Below are 18,720 nucleotides of genomic sequence, written 5' to 3'. Positions count from 1 at the left end.
CGCTAGCCCCCTTGGGCGCGTTCGCGTTCAATCCGGCGCCAGCGCGCCACATTGCGATTATGCTCGGCCAGGGTGGAGGCGAATGCGTGCCCGCCCGTGCCATCCGCCACAAAGTAATAATACTCGCCCTCTGGCGGGTTCAGAACCGCGGCGATGGCGTCCCGGCCCGGATTGGCGATCGGCGTCGGCGGCAGGCCGTCAATCTGATAGGTGTTATAGGGATTGGACGTGCTGTCGAGTTCGGACCGGCGAATGCCGCGGCCAAGAGGCTCGCCCTGTGTAATGCCGTAAATGATGGTCGGGTCGCTTTGCAGACGCATGCCGCGACGTAGCCGGTTCACAAACACCGAGGCCACCATGGGACGCTCATGCGCGATACCGGTCTCTTTTTCCACCACAGAGGCGAGGATGATCGCCTCTTCCGGCGTGTCAAAAGGCAGATCGTCGGCCCGGTTCGGCCACAGTTCTTCGATAAGCGCGTCCTGAGCCGCCTGCATGCGGTCGATCACGCCCTGACGCGTATCGCCGCGGCTGACCAGATAGGTTTCAGGAAGCAGCGTTCCTTCAGCCGGCAAGCGCTCGATCTCGCCAGTCAGAACGTCTGCAGCCTCAACCACGCGCGCGATCATCGCCGTGGTCAGGCCTTCCGCCGCCGTCACCGGATACTGGATGGTCTGGCCCGAGCGCAGAATATCGTAGATCTCAGCCATGGAGGCCGCTTCCGGGATGGCGAACTCGCCGGCCCGCAAATCACGGTCGCCGCCGTCAATCATCACCATGACGCGGAACAACCGGGCGTCGTCGACCAGGTCTTCGCGCTCCAGCTGATTGGCGATGGCGATCAGACCAGCGCCGCGCGGCAGCAGCACGGTTTCATTGGCCGCCGCAGGCCCCAGCGCCTCAAACTGCTGGTTGATCCAGACCCAGCCGCCATAGGCCGCGCCCGCAGCGATGAGCGCCAGCATAACGACAATCCCGGCAAGCCAGAGCAACAGGCGCGCAAGTCCCCCGCGCGTCTTTTCAGGTTTCGTGGCGGGGGTCTGCGTCTCGCCCATTCCCGATCCTGACGCTAGTCAGCTTTGGCGAAGACGACTGAGGCGTTGGTGCCGCCAAAGCCGAACGAGTTCGACAGAACCGCCGAAAGCTCTTTCTTCACCGCGCCCTTGGCCGCCAGATTGATCGGCGTCTCAACAGACGGATTGTCCAGATTGAGTGTAGGCGGGCAAATGCCGTCGCGCATGGCGAGGATGGAGAATACGGCTTCAACCGCGCCCGCCGCGCCCAACAGGTGGCCGATAGCGGATTTGGTCGAGCTCATCACCAGATCAGACGCCGCATCGCCGAACAGACGCTCCACCGCGCCCAGCTCAATCTCGTCGCCCTTGGGGGTGGATGTGCCGTGCGCGTTCACATAACCGATATCGGACGGAGACAGTCCGGCGCTCTTCAGCGCAGCCTTCATGGCGCGGAAACCGCCATCGCCATCATCGGCCGGGGCCGTGATGTGGTGCGCGTCGCCCGACAGGCCATAACCGCGCACTTCGGCGTAAATCGTCGCGCCGCGGGCTTTCGCAGCTTCATACTCTTCCAGAATGACGACGCCAGCGCCCTCGCCCATGACGAAGCCGTCACGGCCTTTGTCCCACGGACGCGAGGCGGCTTTGGGATTGTCATTGAAGTTTGTGGACAGGGCGCGCGCTGCGCCGAAGCCGCCATAGCCCAGACGGGTGATCGCGCTTTCCGCGCCGCCCGCCACCATCATGTCCGCATCGCCATAGGCGATCAGACGGGCGGCGTCGCCAATGGCGTGGGCGCCAGTGGAGCACGCCGTCACCACGGCATGGTTGGGGCCCTTGAGGCCATGGCGGATCGAGACCTGGCCGGAGGCGAGGTTGATCAGCATGGCCGGGATCACAAACGGGCTGAGCTTGCGTGGCCCACGCTCATGCAAGGTGACCGAGGCGTCATAGATGGTCTGAAGACCGCCAATGCCGGACCCGATCAGTACGCCGGCGTGTTCCTTGGCCTCTTCACTCTCGGCTTTCCAGCCGGAATGAGCGATCGCCTCGTCAGCCGCCGCAATACCGTAAAGGATAAATTCGTCGATGCGCTTGCGATCGCGCGCGGGCATCACCGCATCTGGGTCAAACGACCCGGGGACGCCTTCGCCCCCGCCGTTGCGCCCGTCGACGCGCGGGATGATACCCGCCACGTGACTGGACAGATCGGACACATCAAAGTGTTCGATCTTCGCCAAGCCCGACTCCCCAGCGATAATCCGGGACCAGACATGTTCAGTTCCGCAGCCGAGCGGGGACACAAGCCCCAACCCGGTCACGACGACGCGACGCTTCGACATGAGATATGCTCCGGCTTAGCCGAGCTTTTCGGAGATGAATTTCACCGCATCACCGACCGTCTGGATGTGCTCAGCGGCATCGTCGGGGATTTCGATATCAAATTCTTCTTCGAACGCCATGACCAGCTCGACATTGTCGAGAGAGTCAGCGCCCAGATCATCGATGAAGGAAGCCTTCTCGGTCACTTTTTCGGCTTCAACGTCGAGATGCTCGACAACGATCTTTTTAACGCGCTCAAGAACGTCGGACATGTCGGTCCCTTTTCAAATTCTGTTTTGCGGACATCCCGGCGGGCGTCGCGCTTCCTAGGTGTTGTTTACGCAAGGAAGGTTCAAGTCCTCCCCCCGTGAAGCGTGCGGGCTGATAACACGCCGAAAACTCGTACGCCAGCCGCACACTGTCTGGCAAGTCGGTCCGGGCGCCCGGACCAATCAAGCCTAGATCATCGCCATACCGCCGTTCACGTGCAAGGTCTGACCGGTGACATAACCTGCTTCCGCACTGGCGAGATACACGCACGCAGCTGCAATATCTGATCCCTGACCCAGCTTGCCCGCCGGAATCGTGGAGAGAATCGCCGCCTTCTGGTCATCGGTCAGCGCGTCGGTCATGGGCGATTCGATGAAACCGGGCGCCACGCAATTGGCCGTCACGCCGCGCGATGCGACTTCCTGGGCCAGCGCTTTTGTGAAGCCGATCATGCCTGCCTTGGACGCAGCATAATTGGTCTGACCCGCATTTCCGGTGACGCCGACGATGGAGGTGATGCCGATGATGCGACCGAAACGCTGCTTCATCATGCCCCGCATCGCCGCCTTGGACAGGCGGTAATGGGCTTCAAGATTGACCTTGATGACCGTGTCCCAGTCCTCATCCTTCATCCGCATGAGCAATTGATCACGCGTGACGCCAGCGTTGGAAATCAGGATATCGAGGCCATCGAGCGCTTCAGAGGCCTGTTTGGGCAGGGCGTCGACGCTGTCAGCGTCCGACAGGTTCGCCGGGCAGACCGCTGTACGATCGCCCAGCTCGTCCGCCAGCTCTTTCAGCACCGCTTCTCGCGTGCCTGACAGCGCCACAGACGCGCCCGCCGCATGCAGGGCGCGCGCAATAGCCGAACCCAGGCCGCCGGTGGCGCCGGTAACGAGCGCTTTTTTTCCAGTCAGATCAAACATGTAAATCTATCCCTTCAGGGAAGCTGCGAAGGCTTCCAGATCTTCGGCGGTCACAAGCGCTGTGCCCTGAGCCTCTTTGATATGACGCTTGAGCATGGTGGTGAGCACCTTGGCGCCCGCCTCCACAAATTGCTCCACGCCAGCAGCATGCATCGCATCGACACTCTCGCGCCAGCGCACCTTGCCAGTGACCTGTTCGACCAGCTGGGCGCGCAGGGTTTCCGCATCCGACACCGGTCCGGCGCTGACATTGGTCACCACAGGCACGGATGGGTTGGACATCTGCGCGTCCTTGAGCGCTTCGGCCATGGCGTCGGCGGCAGGCTGCATTAGCGGGCAGTGGAACGGTGCGGAGACCGGCAGCAGCATCGCCTTGCGCACGCCCATCTCCTTGATCGCGGCGATGGCGGCGTCCACAGCCGCCTTGTCGCCGGAAATCACGATCTGACCGGGCGCATTGTCATTGGCGATGGTCACAATGCCGCTCGTAGCGGCCTGAGTGATCGCCTGTTCGGCCTGCGTCATCTCGGCGCCCAGCAGCGCCGCCATGGCGCCCTGGCCGACCGGCACGGCTTTCTGCATGGACTGGCCGCGAAGCTTGAGAAGCTTCGCTGCGTCCGAAATTGACAGCGCGCCCGCGGCGCACAAGGCGGAATATTCGCCCAGCGAGTGACCGGCCACGAACTTCGCCGCCGTCACATCGACATCAAACTCGGATTTGAGCGCCGCCATCGCCGCCAGCGACACCGCCATGATGGCGGGCTGGGCGTTCTCGGTCAGGGTGATCTCTTCAATCGGCCCGTCCCACATCAGCTGGGACAGGTTCTGGCCCAGGGCCTCGTCCACCTCGTCAAAGACGGCGCGCGCCGACGCGAAGCTGTCCGCCAGCGCCTTGCCCATGCCGACGGCCTGGCTGCCCTGTCCGGGAAATGTGAATGCAAGCGCCATGCGGCGTCCTCCCTCGCAACTCTGATTGAACGCGGGATAGCCGGGCGAGCCTAAGGTGGCAAGGTCTCGGCCCGCTTGCGCCCGCGCCTGCTTTCATTCGTATCGGGCAGCTGCACGGACTGCGGCCCTCAGGTCGCGATCCATTTCAGCCGTGTTCGTCAGGCAGGACCAGGAGCCCGGCATCCCGGCCTCAATCTACAGGTCTGGGCGCTCGCGGGACGCCGATCGGGCAGTCAAGCGCTGCACGGTCCCACGCGGCGAGATCGGCCGCCGCCTGATAGGTCGTCTGAAGAAATTCCAACAAAGCAGCTTCAGGATCTTCTGCCGTGCGCACAGCCTCATAGGGCAACACGAACTCGCCCAGCTCATCGTGCCAATAGGCCGCCGACGGAGCGATTTCAGCGTCCCTGTAGGACGGGGGCGATGGATAGGCGTAAGCGTAAAACGCCGGTTCATCCACCCCGCCGCCGCCCGCCCAAAACCCGGCTGAGCTCACCTCATGGGAGTACGCCTCTCGGGTCACCTCGTCTGGCAAGGCGGGAAAGCCCCCCGGATGACGCGGCGCGGTGCGACCCGAAAACCGGGTCACAGCAAGATCCAGGCTGCCCCAGAACAAGTGCACCGGACTGGACTTGCCCAGAAAACCGGTGCGGAATTTTTCAAACACCGGTGCGATGCATGTCAGGGCGCGAAAATAGTCGTGAGCGGCCGCCGGGTCGTAGTCGCCCGGCTCCACCTGTTCGCGGAAAGGCGTGGCGTCAGGCACTTCATTAGGCGCGCCATGCATGTCCACAGCTCCGCAATGGGGCTCGATGGCAAGCATGAAGCGGCGATGGAAGTCCGCCACGCTCATCGGCTCCAGTTTGAATCCGGTGCGCTCGCCCTGAGTGGACATCACCTCCAGCCGATGGTCGATGAAGTCGAACTGAACCTCATGGCCGCACGCCGAGCCGGGAATAAGACCGCTCGTCAGCCCGCGGGCGTTCACATAGAAAGTGGCGTGCCAGGAATGATTGAGCCAGGGCGCCAGCGCCAAGCGCAGTTTTCCTGCGATCTGGGTCCACATGTGAATGCTCGCCCCAGTGCCTTGCCAACGCTGAAACGGAATATCCGGCCAATGGGTCATGGAGCGCTCCTTGTTCTCAACGTCAGATTAGAGAGCGGGCAAGAGCGGTCAAACGGAGCTTTTGCAACACTGCGTGGGTTCAAGACCATAAGGGAACTGCGTGCGTTGAGAGCCCACTGATCAGACTGACGCGCAAACCCCAGGACCCGCTTGCCTCCCCGCCCCCCTTCGCTTATACACCGCGGCTTCACCGGCTGCGGTCCTCTGGTCGTGGTCCGTCTTGGCTTTGTTGGCCAAGCGGGACCAGGGGAGCCGACGTGAGACCATCCGGCCCTTCGGATGTGACTTGCGCCGCAGCCCTTTAGAAGGGACGACAACGTCTTATGAACAAATACGAACACGTGTTCATCGCGCGCCCGGATGTTTCTCCGACGCAGATGGAATCTTCGATCGAAGAGCTCAAGGCTCTGATCGAGGAAAAAGGCGGCAAAGTGCACAAGACCGAATACTGGGGTCTGCGCACACTGGCTTATCGCATGAACAAAAACCGGAAAGGCCATTACGGCTATCTGGACATGGAAGCCGGCAACGAGGTGCTTGACGCCCTCGATTACCGCCAGCGCTTCGCCGACGACGTCATGCGCTACATGACCTGCCGCGTCGACGAGCTGAACGAAGAACCGAGCGCTGTGCTTCGCAAAGGCGAAGACCGCAAGCGCCGCGAACGCCGCTAGGGAGTCCCGGACCATGGCTGAGATCTCCATCTCCAACGTCCCTGCTCGCCGCGCGTTCCAGCGCCGCCGCAAGGTTTGCCCGTTCTCCGGCGAAAATGCGCCGAAGATCGATTACAAGGACATCAAGCTGCTTCAGCGGTACATGTCCGAACGCGGCAAGATCGTGCCGTCTCGCATCACCGCCGTGTCGGCCAAGAAGCAGCGTGAACTCGCCCGCGCCATCAAGCGCGCGCGTGTTCTGGCCCTTCTGCCGTACGCCGTCGATTAAGGGAGCTTAAGACCATGCAAGTTGTTCTGCTTGAACGTGTCGAAAAGCTCGGCGCCATCGGCGACGTGGTGACGGTGAAGCCGGGTTACGCCCGCAACTTCCTGCTGCCGCAAGCCAAAGCGCTGCGCGCCACCAACGCCAACATGGAACGCTTCGAGCGCGAGCGCGAAGCGATCGAGAAGCTGAACGCCGAGCGCGCCGCCAAGGCTCGCGAGGAAGGCTCTCATTTGGACGGCGCGACCTTCGTGCTGATCCGTCAGGCGTCTGAATCCGGCCAGCTGTACGGTTCGGTGTCCACCCGTGACATCGCCGACGCCGCCTCCACGCCGGAATTCGTCGTCACCCGCGGCATGGTGGACCTGAACACCGCCATCAAGACGCTGGGTCTGCACGAAGTGCGCCTGATCCTGCACGCGGATGTGGATGCGACCATCACCATCAACATCGCCCGCACCGAGGACGAAGCCGAACGTCAGGCGGCTGGCGAAGACGTGATCGCGGCGGCTGCCGACGAAGATCGCGCTCTGGCCGAAGCCCAGGCTGTCGAACTCGCTGAGTCCGGCGTTGAAGGCGACGACGATGATTACGAGACCTCGTCTGAGGCCTCTGAAGAGACTGAAGAAACCGAAAGCTAAGCTTTCGATCTTCTGATCGGATGACGGGCGGCTCTCACACAGAGCCGCCCGTTTTCGTTTGAGGAGCCTGACATGACCGATCGCATCCGCCTCGCCCATTGCGGCGACATGGCTGGCCTGGGCCGTCTCTGGCATGACGCGGTCCACACCGGCGCGGTTGGCGCTTATGACGAAGCGCAACGCAAGGCCTGGTCCCCTGCCCCCAAAAGCGCGGCTTTCATGACCGAGCGCCTGTCCGGTCAGATCATTCTGGTTGCTGAGGATGATCAGGGGCTTGCGGGCTTCTTCACCCTGACGCCAGAAGGCGAGCTCGACATGGCTTATGTGCGGCCCGACCGCAAAGGCGACGGACTGGCCGTGCGGCTGCACGCAACGATCCTTGATGAAGCACGCAGGCGGGACCTCACCACCCTCACGGTTCAGGCCAGCCATATCGCCCGGAAATTCTTTCAAAAACACGGCTGGACGCTGGTGCAGACCCAGACCGTGCGACCCAATGGCGTGGAGATGCAGAACCACCGTATGGTCCTGCATCTCTCAGGCGATTAATCGCGTTCCGCCCGCATCCGCTCGATGCGCAATTCCACCCGTTTGATCTCCATCAGAAGACGATTGGTCTCCATCTTGGGCGCCAGCGTGCTCTTGAAGATGGCGGAGAAGACCAGGAGCACCACAGACGGCAAGCCCCAGCGCAACGCCTCCATCACGGCGTCGGCCTGATAGAATTTCACCGCGCAGACCGCCCCGGCGATGAACATCAGCGCCTGGGCGATCATGATGGTCCAGTGCACCCAGGCGGTGCGTCCGGTGAACAGGCTCAGGGCCTGGGCGAAATAGCCCGGTTCGAGGTCGAGCTGAGGCGAGCGGCCGTCCGCCTCTCGCAGGCTGTCTTCAATCATGCGGTCGAGATCACTCATCGGATCCTCCTTGGAGTTGCGCGGCGATCTTGCGCCGCGCATGCATGAGACGGGTCTTGATCGTGCCCGTCGGGACGTCGAGCGCGGCGGCGATCTCCGCCACGCTCAAACCCTGGATGTGATATAGCCAGAGCGCCGCGTGCTGCTCAGGCGGCAAGTCACGCATGGACTCGCGGATACGCCCGGCGTCCACCGCCCGGTCCGGATCGTGGGCTTCAGGCGGCGGTTCGACTTCCGCCTGCGCTTTCAGGCGTCTGCCGGACTGGCGCTGGCGGATCAGGCGCGCACAGCGGCGCTGGACGATGCGAAACGCGAAGGCTGGGAAAGCATCCACATCCCTCAAGCGCGACAGGTCTTTGAGGATTTCAACCCACGCGTCCTGCACGGCCTCCTCCACGCCATCCGCATCGCCCATCAAGCGCCAGGCGAAAGCGGACAGGCGCGGCGTCCAGCGGTTCGCCAGCGCGCCCAGCGCCCGACGGTCGCCGGTGCGGGCGGACGCCGCGAGATAGCCGTCCAGTGCGCGTTCAAGATCCTGGCTCATGCCCTGTCCTCTCGTTCAGGACATAAGTGCATACCCGGGAGACTTGGGTTCATCGACAGCTGAAATTTTTCGCAGCATTTCGACAGTCTCAGTCTGTCCACAGGCTTGGCCCTTGGATGCGTGCGCCTTTCGCACTTGTCCACAACAGGCTGTGGACGACTGGAAAACACCTCCCGAAAAGTTCAAGGCGTGCAATGCACGACCGATCCGGGTTATGGAGTTCGGACCATGACCGCAGAATCCTACGACCACACCCCCGCTCCGTTGGAAAGCAACGCGCCGCCTCACAATATCGAGGCGGAACAAGCCCTTCTGGGCGCCTTGTTGTTTGACAACGAGGTGTATCACCGCGTCGGCGACTGGCTGAAGCCCGATCATTTCTATGATCCCTTGCATGGCCGCATCTATGAAGCGGCGAGCCAGCTGATCATTTCTGGCGCGCTGGCGGACGCCGTGGTGCTGAAAACCCGGTTCGAGCGCGATCCGGGCATGAAGGAAGTGGGCGGCGCGGTCTATCTCGCCGATCTGATGCGCGAAGCGCCCGAACCGGCCTCTGCGGGCGAATATGGCCGACTGATCTATGACCTGGCCATGCGGCGCGAGCTGATCCGTTTTGGCGATGAAGTCTCGCACGCCGCCAATGCGCCTGAACCCGATGACAGCGCCGAAGACATTCTGCAAGGCGCCGAGCGCCGCCTGTTCGCCCTGGCTGAACAGGGCGGCACCTCCAAGGCGCTCGAACCGTTTCATCTGGCGGTCCATAAATCGCTCGAGATCGCCTCGGCGGCCTATAAACGCGGCGGCGGCCTCTCGGGCATTTCGTCAGGCCTGAAATCCATCGACGCCAAAATGGGCGGCCTGCACCCCTCCGACCTGATCATCCTCGCCGGGCGTCCGTCCATGGGGAAAACCGCGTTGGCGACCAATATCGCCTTCTCCGTGGCGCGCAGTTATCAGGCGGAAGAACAGCCCGACGGCACGCGCAAGACCACCAATGGCGGCATCGTCGCCTTCTTCTCGCTGGAGATGTCGTCTGACCAGCTCGCCACCCGTCTGGTGGCCGACTATACCGGCATTTCGGGCTATCTGATCCGTCAGGGCAAGATCGACGCCGCCCAGTTTGAAGACATTCGCGACGGCGTGCACGAGATCGCCGGCATCCCGCTTTATATCGACGATACGGGCGGCCTGCCCATCGGCTCGCTGATGGCGCGCTGCCGCCGCCTGAAGCGGACGGTCGGACTTGATATGGTGGTGGTGGACTATCTGCAGCTCGTCACCGGCTCCAAAAGCTCGGGCGAGAACCGGGTGCAGGAAATCTCCGAAGTCACCCAGGCCCTCAAAGCGCTGGCGAAAGAGCTCTCCGTACCCGTCATCGCGCTCTCCCAGCTCAGCCGTCAGGTGGAGCAGCGCGAGGACAAGAAGCCCCAGCTCTCCGACCTGCGTGAATCAGGCTCGATCGAGCAGGACGCCGACGTGGTGCTGTTTGTCTATCGCGAAAGCTATTATCTCGAACGTCTCGAGCCCAAGGAAGGCACCGAACAGCATCTGGCCTGGGAAGACGAGATGCGCGAGATCCGCAACCAGGCCGACGTCATCATCGGTAAACAGCGTCACGGCCCGATCGGCTCGGTCAAAGTGGCGTTCGACCCCGACCGCACGAAATTCTCCGATCTCGATTATTCAGGGCGCCAGGATCACGAGTAAGCCTGCGGCGCTGCGCCCCAACGCTTGCTCCCAAGCGCGAGCGCAGCCACATAGAGCGTCAGATGTCTGTTCTCGCTACGCCTTCGCCTGACAACACCCGTGCGCGCCTGATCGTTGATCTGGACGCGGTGTCGCGCAATTTCAAAGCCTTGCAAAAGCTGAGCCCGAACGCTGAGACCAGCGCCGTGGTTAAAGCCAACGCCTATGGACTGGGCGCCGGGCCTGTGGCGCGGCGGCTGATGAAAGAGGGCGCGCGAACCTTTTTTGTCGCCACCGTGGAAGAAGGCGCCGAAGTGCGTGAGGCCTTGGGCGACGCAGGGCCGGATATCTGGGTGTTTTCCGGCTATCGCGCGAAAGATCGCCCGCTCTACGCCAAACATCGTCTGGGCGCGGTTCTGAACCAGCCCGGCGAGACCGCGCAGTTCCGCCAAAACCCTGTGGGGCCGTGCGCGGTCCATATCGACACCGGCATGGCGCGACTGGGCTATGGCGCGGGCGATATCAGCGGCTTGCTGACGGCGTTACAGAGCCTCGACGTCTCTCTGGTGATGAGCCATCTCGCCTGCGCTGAAGAGACGGCGTCTGCTCAGAACATTCGCCAGCTGGAGCGCTTTACGGCGCTGACCAACGCCCTGCCCGACACCCGGCTGAGCCTGGCCAATACGGGCGGCGTTTTGCTGGACGAGCGCTATCATTTTGATCTGACCCGGCCCGGCATCGGGCTCTATGGCGCCACAGCGGATCTCAATGCTGACAATCCGTTTGAGCCTGTGGTGACCTTGCAAGCGCCCATCCTGCAGCTGCGCGAAATCGATGCGGGCGACACGGTCGGTTATGGCGCCAGCTATGTGGCCCAATCGCCACGACTGATCGCAACTCTGTCCGCTGGCTATGCCGACGGCTTGCCCCGCGCGCTCTTCGGGTCAGGATGCGCCCGCATCAATGGATTGCGCGCGCCTATCGTGGGGCGGGTGAGCATGGATCTGACCATGATTGACGTCACCGGACTGCAACAGGACATCGCCCAAGGCGCCGTGCCTGAGTTTTTCGGGCCGGACCTGTATCAGGCGGCGGCGCTGGACGGCACATTGCCGTATGAAATCCTGACCGGGCTCGGCGCCCGGGCCGAGCGCATTTACAAGGGAGCGCCATGAACCCGTTTCGCGCCATCGGAGCTGGCCTGCTAGCACTGCTACGCTCAGCAGGGGCCGTCGCCCTGTTCGCCGGTCATGCGCTGGCGGCCATGGTCCGCCCACCCTATTATGGCGGTCAGCTGATCCAGCAGATCATCAAGATCGGCTTTCTCTCCCTGCCTGTGGTGGGGCTGACGGCGCTGTTCACCGGCGCGGCGCTGGCGCTCAACATCTATACCGGCGGCACGCGTTTTAACGCGGAAAGTTTCGTGCCCAACATCGTCGCCATGGGCATTGTGCGAGAGCTGGGACCGGTCATCGCCTCCTTGATGCTTGCGGGCCGGGTGTCCTCTGGCATCGCGGCTGAAATCGGCGCCATGCGCGCCACCGAACAGATCGACGCGCTGCACACCCTGGCGACCGATCCCATGCGCTACTTGATCGCGCCGCGCGTGCTGGCGGGGGTTCTGGTGCTGCCTATCCTGGTCGCCACCGCCGACATTATCGGCATTTACGGCGGTTATCTGGTCAGCGTGCATTCGCTTGATTTCAATCCGACCATCTATGTGCGCAACACCTGGGACTTCCTTGAGACCTGGGACATCATCTCCGGCCTGATCAAAGCGGCGGTGTTCGGCTTCATCCTCACCTTGATGGGCTGTTACCATGGCTATTACGCCCAGGGCGGCGCACAAGGGGTGGGCCGAGCCGCCACCAACGCCGTCGTCGCCGCGGCGGTGCTGATCTTCGCCGCCAATTATCTGCTCACCTCCCTGTTTGTGTGATCGTCATGACCGAGCGCGTTAAAATCGCCTGGAAGAACATCACGGTGGGCTTTGACGGCCGTAAGCCGGTGCTGAAGGACCTCAATCTCGAGGCTTATGAAGGCCGCTCGCTGGTGATCATCGGCGGGTCAGGTACGGGCAAGTCCGTCACCATCAAGACGGCCCTGGGGCTGATCCGTCCTCTATCAGGCACGGTCGAGATTGACGGCGTCGCCGTTCAGGCCGGCCATGAAGATGATCCCGGCGTCGCCCAGATCGGCATGCTCTTTCAATCGGGCGCCCTGTTTGACTCCCTACCCGTCTGGAAGAACGTTGCGTTCCGCTTGCTGCATGCCGAGCATGTGGACGCCGATGAAGCGCGCACCCGCGCCATCGAGGCGCTCGAGCAGGTGGATCTGGACGCCCAGGTCGCCGATCAGCGGCCCGGCTCGCTCTCGGGCGGCATGTTAAAGCGCGCAGCGCTGGCCCGCGCCATCGTCGCGCGACCGAAAATCCTGTTCTTTGACGAGCCCACCACGGGTCTTGATCCCGTGACCGCAGACGTCATCAACAAGCTGATTGTGCGGCAGGTGAAAAATCTCGGCGCCACGGCGGTGTCGATCACCCATGACATGACCTCGATGCGCCATATCGCCGATGATGTGGCCATGGTCAAAGACGGCCAGATCCTGTGGCGCGGCGCGCTCGACGGCGTTGAAAGCTGCGCCAATGACGAGGTGTGCCGGTTCGTGCGGGGCGAAAGTTAAACCCCTGCCACTTGAATGACTCTCCGTATTAGGCGACTTTTTTGCGTCGGATTCAACGAGGCAAATATGAGCTACCTAATTACAGAGTTTCCCATCACCCCCATCGCGGACAAAGCCAGTTTCATGGCCGAAGCTGTAAGGTGGATAAGGGGAATGAAAGGGAGTCAAATTCTAGATAAATACAACACATTCGAAAAAGGTGACGATTACACTCATGTAGAAAATGAGAACGGGGAATCCCTTACCTTTAGAATAACAGAAAAAGGGCACAGCACCATGATTGGCTTTGTTCACTCAAGGCCAGATGATGAAAAAAGAATATGGAGGACGGAGTCCGTTTTAACCACATCACCCAGCGAAGAGGGCTTTGATGTAATAACCATTAAAAGCCAATGCTTAGCAGCAGGCCATGGCGCAATTCTTCAAACTCCGAATAAACCATATTTCATTAAAAACATAATAGTCGAAGGATGGCCCCTAAAAGACAAACTGCTTGCAATTCAAGACTTACCCCATTATCTCAAAGATGAAAAGCCATCAATCGAATTAGCAACTAAAATAATAAATGGTAGCGCTTCCAACTCCTTACCTGTTGTATATATTTCATCAATCAGGAACAAAGTACTAAACTCGAAACAAATTGAAAACTTGGCTTTTAAACTAGGTGGCATTGCGCATGTTGTAGTTGAACCCTCAACCGCTTTCTCATCGGAACTACAAGCAGCAACTAAATCTACCAACCCATACATGGGAACGATAGGCCTCTGCGCGCCCACTTCTGGGATTGTTGCTAAATTTTATCTAGGCGGCTTCATTACAAACTCGAACCAACTTCTAGAAATTGTCCAAAACCAAGCTATAAAACTAAGAAGCAATACTCCACTCCAGTATCCAGACTGGAACACTCTTCAAGAAACGTCTCTCAAATCCAAAACACCAGAAAAAAGCGGGGACTTGGAGGAGTACGTTAAACTACTCGAAGAAGAAAACTCTCAACTCAGAGACAGCAACAAAGACCTATTGAGCAGAACAAAGAGCCAAAGCTATACATATCACAGAAGCGAAAGATCACCTGACGTAAATCTTGATGCGCTCTCTTCTGTGGAATTGTACTCAGGCGAACTAGCTGACAGGATACACCACACCCTTAATTTGGCACTTAAGAATGCGGAATCCATAGGTATGGATGAAAGAACCGCATTATTCTGCAACATGTTTATGGAAACATACGAAAGAAACAATGAGCTAGACACACTTCGCGACAGGCTAAAAAAGTCCGTAAATGGAAACGGATACCCAAAAGAAATAATATCAACACTCAACGACTACAACTATACACTAGAGAGCGAAAAGAAACACATAAAATTAGCACCATCAATTATTCGCAATGGATTGGAAAGCATTACGCTCTCAAAAACCCCTAGCGATCACAGGTCTTTGTTGAATGCAGTTCGTGATATTGAGAAAGCTATGAAAATCAATAACATGAAGTAAGTTTTTACCCTCGCCAGTTTCTGGGAGCCCGCATGGCCCGTTCCGACACCGTCTATGTCTGCCAGTCCTGTGGCGGGGTTCACGCCAAATGGGCGGGGCGGTGTGATGCGTGCGGATCGTGGAACACGCTGGTGGAAGAAAGCGGCGCCAGCGCGCCTTTGGGGTCAAGCGCCAAAGCGCCCAGCCGGTCCACTCGCCGCTCGCGGCTGGAGTTGGTGGATCTGGGCAGCGCCACCGAAGACCCCAAACGCTTTGAAACCGGGTTGCGCGAGCTTGATCGCGTGGCGGGCGGCGGGCTGGTGCCCGGCTCGGCCGTGCTGGTGGGCGGTGATCCGGGGATCGGCAAATCCACGCTCCTGTTGCAAGCGGTCGCCCTTCTGGCCAAGGCAGGCGCGACAGCGGTTTACATCTCCGGCGAGGAAGCCGCCGATCAGGTGCGTCGCCGGGCCAGGCGCCTCGGCCTCGCCGACGCCCCGGTGGCGCTGGCGGCTGAAACCAGCCTTGAGGTCATCCTCGACGGGCTGAAAAAAGAAACACCCGACATCGCCGTCATCGATTCCGTGCAGACCTTGTGGTCGGACCAGCTGGCTGCGGCGCCCGGCACAGTGGCCCAGGTGCGCGCCTGCGCGCAGGAGCTGGTCCGGTTCGCCAAGAAGAAAAACACCATCATCATCCTGGTCGGTCACGTCACCAAGGACGGCCAGATCGCCGGCCCGCGCGTGGTCGAGCACATGGTGGACGCGGTGTTGTATTTTGAAGGCGAGCGCAGCCATCAGTTCCGTATCCTGCGCGCGGTGAAGAACCGGTTTGGCCCGACTGATGAAATCGGCGTGTTCGAGATGGTCGACGCTGGTTTGCAGGAAGTGGCCAACCCGTCCGCACTTTTTCTTGATGGACGCGGTGAAGCCGCCTCTGGCGCGGCCGTTTTCGCCGGCATGGAAGGCACGCGCCCGGTTCTGACGGAAATTCAGGCGCTTGTGGCCCCGGCGGCGTTTGGCACGCCACGACGTGCGGTTGTGGGCTGGGATTCAGGACGCCTCGCCATGGTGCTGGCGGTGCTTGAGGCGAGATGCGGCCTTGGATTCGGCGGGCGTGACGTTTATTTGAACGTCGCAGGCGGGTTGAAGATCAACGAACCCGCCGCAGATTTGGCGGTGGCTGCAGCCTTGATCTCTTCGTTCCTGGATACTCCCCTGCCCGCCGAGGGCGTGGCGTTTGGCGAGATTTCCCTGTCTGGCGATGTGCGCCCGGTCGGCCGCGCAGATGCGCGCCTGAAAGAAGCCGCAAAACTGGGATTTAACCGCGCGCTCGCCCCCGAAGGCGTTGAAGGCGCGGGCGTGAAGGTGGACAGCGTTTCCACTGTTCAGGCGCTTGTGCGCCGATTAGGCCAGGACGCCGTCTAGGGCGCACGAGAGAGGGACAAGATGAACGCAGCACTCGCCGGATTTGACCTCTTCGCCCTCGTCATCCTGTTTGCGTCTGGAATCATGGCGCTGATGCGCGGTTTCGTGCGCGAAGCGCTGACCGTGACCGCCCTTGTGGCCGCCGCGCTCGCCGCGCTGTGGACCCGGCCCGTCTTCGCGCCCCTGACCCAGTCGGTGATCGGATCGGCGCTGTTCGCCAACCTGATCTCAATGGGTGTTGTGTTCTTGCTGGTCTATCTGGCGGTCAGCTTCGTGACCGGGCCGTTGACCCATAACGTCAAACAAGGCGAGGACGTGCCGGTTCTGGACCGGGCTTTAGGGTTTGTCTTCGGCCTGGCGCGCGGCCTGGTGCTGCTGGGCCTTCTGGTTCTGGTGTTCAAGAACACCCTGCCCGGCGCCACGCCGAACTGGCTGACGGGCTCTCGCGTCTATCCGCTGGCCGAGGCCAGCGCCAATCTTTTGCAGTCGCTTGCCCCTGAATCCAGCTGGGTCAACGCCAAGAAGGCTGCAGACCAACCGCAACAGAGCGTTGACGAAGACCCCATCGGTCGGCTTATCGAGCGCACAAACGAGGACGAGGACGGATGAGCTTTCCCAGCCTGACCTATGATCCCGCCACCGACCGGCCGCAGGAAGAATGCGGCGTGTTCGGCGTGCGTCGCGTGGCCGATGCGTCGGTCCTGGCCGCCTTCGGCCTTCACGCCCTGCAGCACCGCGGGCAGGAAGCGTGCGGCATCACCAGCTATGACCGTGAAAAAGGCCGCTTCACCACCGAGCGCCATCTGGGGCTGGTGGGCGAGCATTTCACAGAACCCAAGCGGCTTGAGCGCCTGACCGGCGACATGGCGATCGGCCATGTGCGCTATTCCACTTCCGGCGGGTCGAGCATGCGCAATGTGCAGCCGCTCTACGCCGATGTGCGCGGCGGCGGCATCGCGCTGGCGCATAACGGCAATCTGACAAACGCCCGCATGCTGCGTGAAGAGCTGGTCGCCGGCGGCGCCATCTTCCAGTCCACCTCGGATTCCGAAGTGATCCTGCAGCTCGCCGCCCGCTCCAAACAACCGGACTCGGTCGAGCGTCTGATTTCCGCCTTCACCCAGATTGAAGGCGCCTTCGCCCTGGTGGCGATGACCAATGATCTCTTGATCGGCGCACGTGACCCGCTGGGCATTCGTCCGCTGGTGATGGGCGTGCTGGACGGCGCGACGATCTTCGCGTCAGAGACCTGCGCGCTGGACATGATCGGCGCGCGCTATATCCGCGATATTGAACCGGGTGAAGTGGTGATCGTCTCAGACGAAGGCCTCGAAACGCGGCGTTACGCCCCGGCGCGTCCGGCGAAGACCTGCGCGTTCGAATACATCTATTTCGCGCGTCCCGATTCCGTGATCGACGGCATTTCCGTCTATGAGGCGCGCAAGCGCATGGGCATTCGCCTGGCCCAGGAATGCCCCGCCGACATTGACGTCGTCGTGCCTGTGCCCGATTCGGGCATGGCCGCGGCCTTGGGGTTCTCGGAAGAACTCGGCAAGCCTTTTGATCTGGGGATCATTCGCGCCCACTTCGCCGGCCGGACTTTCATCCAGCCCACCCAGGCCAAGCGCGATCTGGGCGTGCGGCGCAAGCACTCCGCCAACGCCTCCGTCCTGCGCGGCAAGAGAGTGCTGTTGGTGGACGATTCCATCGTGCGTGGCACCACGTCGAAAAAGATCGTGCGCATGGTGCGCGAAGCCGGCGCCACGGAAGTGCATTTCCGCTCCGCCTGCCCGCCCATCACCCATCCCGACTTTTACGGCATCGACATGCCCATGCGCGAAGAGCTGATGGCGGCCAGCCATGAGCCCGACAAGATGATCGAGATGCTGGAATGTGATTCCCTGGGCTTCCTCTCGGTTGAAGGGCTTTATTGGGCCGTCCACGGCGAAGCGCGCAATCCTGAAAGCCCCCAGCTGGCTGACCATTATTTCACCGGGGATTACCCCACCCGCCTTGTGGACCAAAATCGCGCTGCGTCCTCCAAGGATGAACAACTCTCGCTTCTGGTTGACGCATGACCGATACAAAACCGCTTGCAGGCCACGTGGCGCTGGTGACTGGCGCCTCACGGGGGCTGGGCTACGCCATTGCATTGAAACTGGCTGAGGCTGGCGCTGAAATCATCGCCACCGCCCGCACCCAGGCCGGCCTGGAAGAGCTGGACGACGCCATCAAGGCCATGGGCGGCAAGGCCACCCTGGTCCCGCTTGATCTCAACTCGCCTGACGGCATTGAAAAGCTGGCCGAAGCGGTCGCGGGCCGCTGGAAAAAGCTCGACATCATGGTGGCGAATGCGGGCGTTCTGGGCAATTTGACCCCTGCCGCGCAAATCCCGTCCAAGGTGTGGAATGAGGTTCTGGCGACCAATCTGATCGCCCCGGCGCGCATGATCCGCGCCTTTGAAGGGCTTCTGAAGGCCTCTGACGCCGGCCGCGCCGTGTTCATGACCTCAGGCGTCGGCAGCCGCCGCGCCAAGGCCTATTGGGCCGCATATGGCGCGTCCAAGGCCGGGCTCGACAATCTGGTGCAGTCCTGGGCGATCGAGCTGACCGATACGCCGCTGCGCGCGAACTTGCTCGATCCCGGCGCGACGCGCACCCGCATGCGCGCCAAGGCGGCGCCGGGTGAAGATCCTGACACCTTGCCGACGCCTGACGAGATCGCGCCGAAAGTCGTGGAGCTGTGCCTGCCAAGCGAAACCCGCAATGGCGAGATCGTCAGCGCACAAGGCTAGGCCTTAGTCAC

21 protein-coding genes are annotated in these 18,720 nt (G+C 61.4%); 13 read left to right on the top strand and 8 right to left on the bottom strand.

The window, feature by feature from the left end; translation table 11 throughout:
• Positions 1-2: 2 nt before the first annotated feature.
• From mltG to ACQ66J_RS12920, 6 genes are all read right to left on the bottom strand, one after another.
• Positions 3-1,055 (bottom strand): endolytic transglycosylase MltG, encoded by a 1,053-nt coding sequence (mltG, locus tag ACQ66J_RS12945; RefSeq protein WP_430431953.1) that lies wholly within the window; start codon positions 1,053-1,055, stop codon positions 3-5.
• Between the two features lie 14 nt (positions 1,056-1,069).
• Positions 1,070-2,359, bottom strand: a complete 1,290-nt coding sequence (fabF, locus tag ACQ66J_RS12940) for a beta-ketoacyl-ACP synthase II (RefSeq protein WP_430431952.1) — start codon at positions 2,357-2,359, stop codon at positions 1,070-1,072.
• A gap of 15 nt (positions 2,360-2,374) precedes the next feature.
• A complete protein-coding gene (locus ACQ66J_RS12935; RefSeq protein ID WP_009800441.1) occupies positions 2,375-2,611 on the bottom strand; it encodes an acyl carrier protein in 237 nt (78 codons plus the stop codon).
• A gap of 186 nt (positions 2,612-2,797) precedes the next feature.
• Positions 2,798-3,535, bottom strand: coding sequence for a 3-oxoacyl-[acyl-carrier-protein] reductase (fabG, locus tag ACQ66J_RS12930; RefSeq protein ID WP_430431951.1), 738 nt, complete (start codon positions 3,533-3,535; stop codon positions 2,798-2,800).
• Positions 3,536-3,541: 6 nt separating this feature from the next.
• Positions 3,542-4,483, bottom strand: a complete 942-nt coding sequence (fabD, locus tag ACQ66J_RS12925; protein ID WP_430431950.1) for an ACP S-malonyltransferase — start codon at positions 4,481-4,483, stop codon at positions 3,542-3,544.
• A gap of 190 nt (positions 4,484-4,673) precedes the next feature.
• Positions 4,674-5,609: a DUF5996 family protein gene (locus ACQ66J_RS12920; protein ID WP_430431949.1), complete on the bottom strand. Its 936-nt coding sequence runs from the start codon at positions 5,607-5,609 to the stop codon at positions 4,674-4,676.
• A gap of 323 nt (positions 5,610-5,932) precedes the next feature.
• On the opposite strand from ACQ66J_RS12920, the gene rpsF reads away from it, so the two are divergent.
• From rpsF to ACQ66J_RS12900, 4 genes are all read left to right on the top strand, one after another.
• Positions 5,933-6,283: a 30S ribosomal protein S6 gene (gene rpsF, locus ACQ66J_RS12915; protein WP_375549320.1), complete on the top strand. Its 351-nt coding sequence runs from the start codon at positions 5,933-5,935 to the stop codon at positions 6,281-6,283.
• 13 nt (positions 6,284-6,296) lie between these two features.
• Complete coding sequence (gene rpsR / locus ACQ66J_RS12910) at positions 6,297-6,551, top strand: 30S ribosomal protein S18 (protein ID WP_022701996.1); 255 nt, start codon at positions 6,297-6,299, stop codon at positions 6,549-6,551.
• 14 nt (positions 6,552-6,565) lie between these two features.
• Positions 6,566-7,186, top strand: a complete 621-nt coding sequence (gene rplI / locus ACQ66J_RS12905) for a 50S ribosomal protein L9 (protein WP_430431948.1) — start codon at positions 6,566-6,568, stop codon at positions 7,184-7,186.
• Between the two features lie 72 nt (positions 7,187-7,258).
• A complete protein-coding gene (locus ACQ66J_RS12900; RefSeq protein ID WP_430431947.1) occupies positions 7,259-7,735 on the top strand; it encodes a GNAT family N-acetyltransferase in 477 nt (158 codons plus the stop codon).
• Here the strand turns inward: ACQ66J_RS12900 and ACQ66J_RS12895 are convergent.
• Both ACQ66J_RS12895 and ACQ66J_RS12890 read right to left on the bottom strand, forming a co-directional pair.
• The gene (locus ACQ66J_RS12895) at positions 7,732-8,103 is read right to left on the bottom strand and encodes a DUF6768 family protein (protein WP_430431946.1); all 372 of its coding nucleotides are present in this window, start codon (positions 8,101-8,103) and stop codon (positions 7,732-7,734) included. The genes ACQ66J_RS12900 and ACQ66J_RS12895 overlap by 4 nt on opposite strands.
• A complete protein-coding gene (locus ACQ66J_RS12890) occupies positions 8,096-8,647 on the bottom strand; it encodes an RNA polymerase sigma factor (RefSeq protein ID WP_430431945.1) in 552 nt (183 codons plus the stop codon). The genes ACQ66J_RS12895 and ACQ66J_RS12890 overlap by 8 nt, the downstream gene beginning before the upstream one ends.
• Before the next feature lie 228 nt (positions 8,648-8,875).
• Here ACQ66J_RS12890 and ACQ66J_RS12885 point away from each other — a divergent pair, with 228 nt between their 5' ends.
• From ACQ66J_RS12885 to ACQ66J_RS12845, 9 genes are all read left to right on the top strand, one after another.
• Entirely contained in the window at positions 8,876-10,354 is a 1,479-nt protein-coding gene (locus ACQ66J_RS12885) for a replicative DNA helicase (RefSeq protein ID WP_375549326.1), read from the top strand.
• Between the two features lie 62 nt (positions 10,355-10,416).
• Positions 10,417-11,508, top strand: a complete 1,092-nt coding sequence (gene alr / locus ACQ66J_RS12880) for an alanine racemase (protein WP_430431944.1) — start codon at positions 10,417-10,419, stop codon at positions 11,506-11,508.
• Positions 11,505-12,272 (top strand): MlaE family ABC transporter permease, encoded by a 768-nt coding sequence (locus ACQ66J_RS12875; RefSeq protein ID WP_375549328.1) that lies wholly within the window; start codon positions 11,505-11,507, stop codon positions 12,270-12,272. Before alr ends, ACQ66J_RS12875 begins: the two co-directional genes overlap by 4 nt.
• 5 nt (positions 12,273-12,277) lie before the next feature.
• Positions 12,278-13,018, top strand: a complete 741-nt coding sequence (locus ACQ66J_RS12870; RefSeq protein ID WP_430431943.1) for an ABC transporter ATP-binding protein — start codon at positions 12,278-12,280, stop codon at positions 13,016-13,018.
• A 66-nt stretch (positions 13,019-13,084) separates the two neighbouring features.
• Positions 13,085-14,512, top strand: coding sequence for a hypothetical protein (locus ACQ66J_RS12865; protein ID WP_430431942.1), 1,428 nt, complete (start codon positions 13,085-13,087; stop codon positions 14,510-14,512).
• 32 nt (positions 14,513-14,544) lie between these two features.
• Positions 14,545-15,915 (top strand): DNA repair protein RadA, encoded by a 1,371-nt coding sequence (radA, locus tag ACQ66J_RS12860; RefSeq protein WP_430431941.1) that lies wholly within the window; start codon positions 14,545-14,547, stop codon positions 15,913-15,915.
• A 21-nt stretch (positions 15,916-15,936) separates the two neighbouring features.
• Positions 15,937-16,524 carry a CvpA family protein gene (locus tag ACQ66J_RS12855; protein ID WP_375549331.1) on the top strand — a complete coding sequence of 196 codons (588 nt, stop codon included), beginning with the start codon at positions 15,937-15,939 and terminating at the stop codon, positions 16,522-16,524.
• The gene (purF, locus tag ACQ66J_RS12850; protein WP_430431940.1) at positions 16,521-17,993 is read left to right on the top strand and encodes an amidophosphoribosyltransferase; all 1,473 of its coding nucleotides are present in this window, start codon (positions 16,521-16,523) and stop codon (positions 17,991-17,993) included. The genes ACQ66J_RS12855 and purF overlap by 4 nt, the downstream gene beginning before the upstream one ends.
• A complete protein-coding gene (locus tag ACQ66J_RS12845) occupies positions 17,990-18,709 on the top strand; it encodes an SDR family NAD(P)-dependent oxidoreductase (protein WP_375549333.1) in 720 nt (239 codons plus the stop codon). Before purF ends, ACQ66J_RS12845 begins: the two co-directional genes overlap by 4 nt.
• The last annotated feature ends 11 nt before the right edge of the window (positions 18,710-18,720 follow it).

The sequence above is a fragment of the Oceanicaulis sp. genome, assembly GCF_965284345.1.
In the GTDB taxonomy this organism is placed as follows: domain Bacteria; phylum Pseudomonadota; class Alphaproteobacteria; order Caulobacterales; family Maricaulaceae; genus Oceanicaulis; species Oceanicaulis alexandrii_A.
This window is presented reverse-complemented; position numbering and strand designations above follow the sequence as displayed.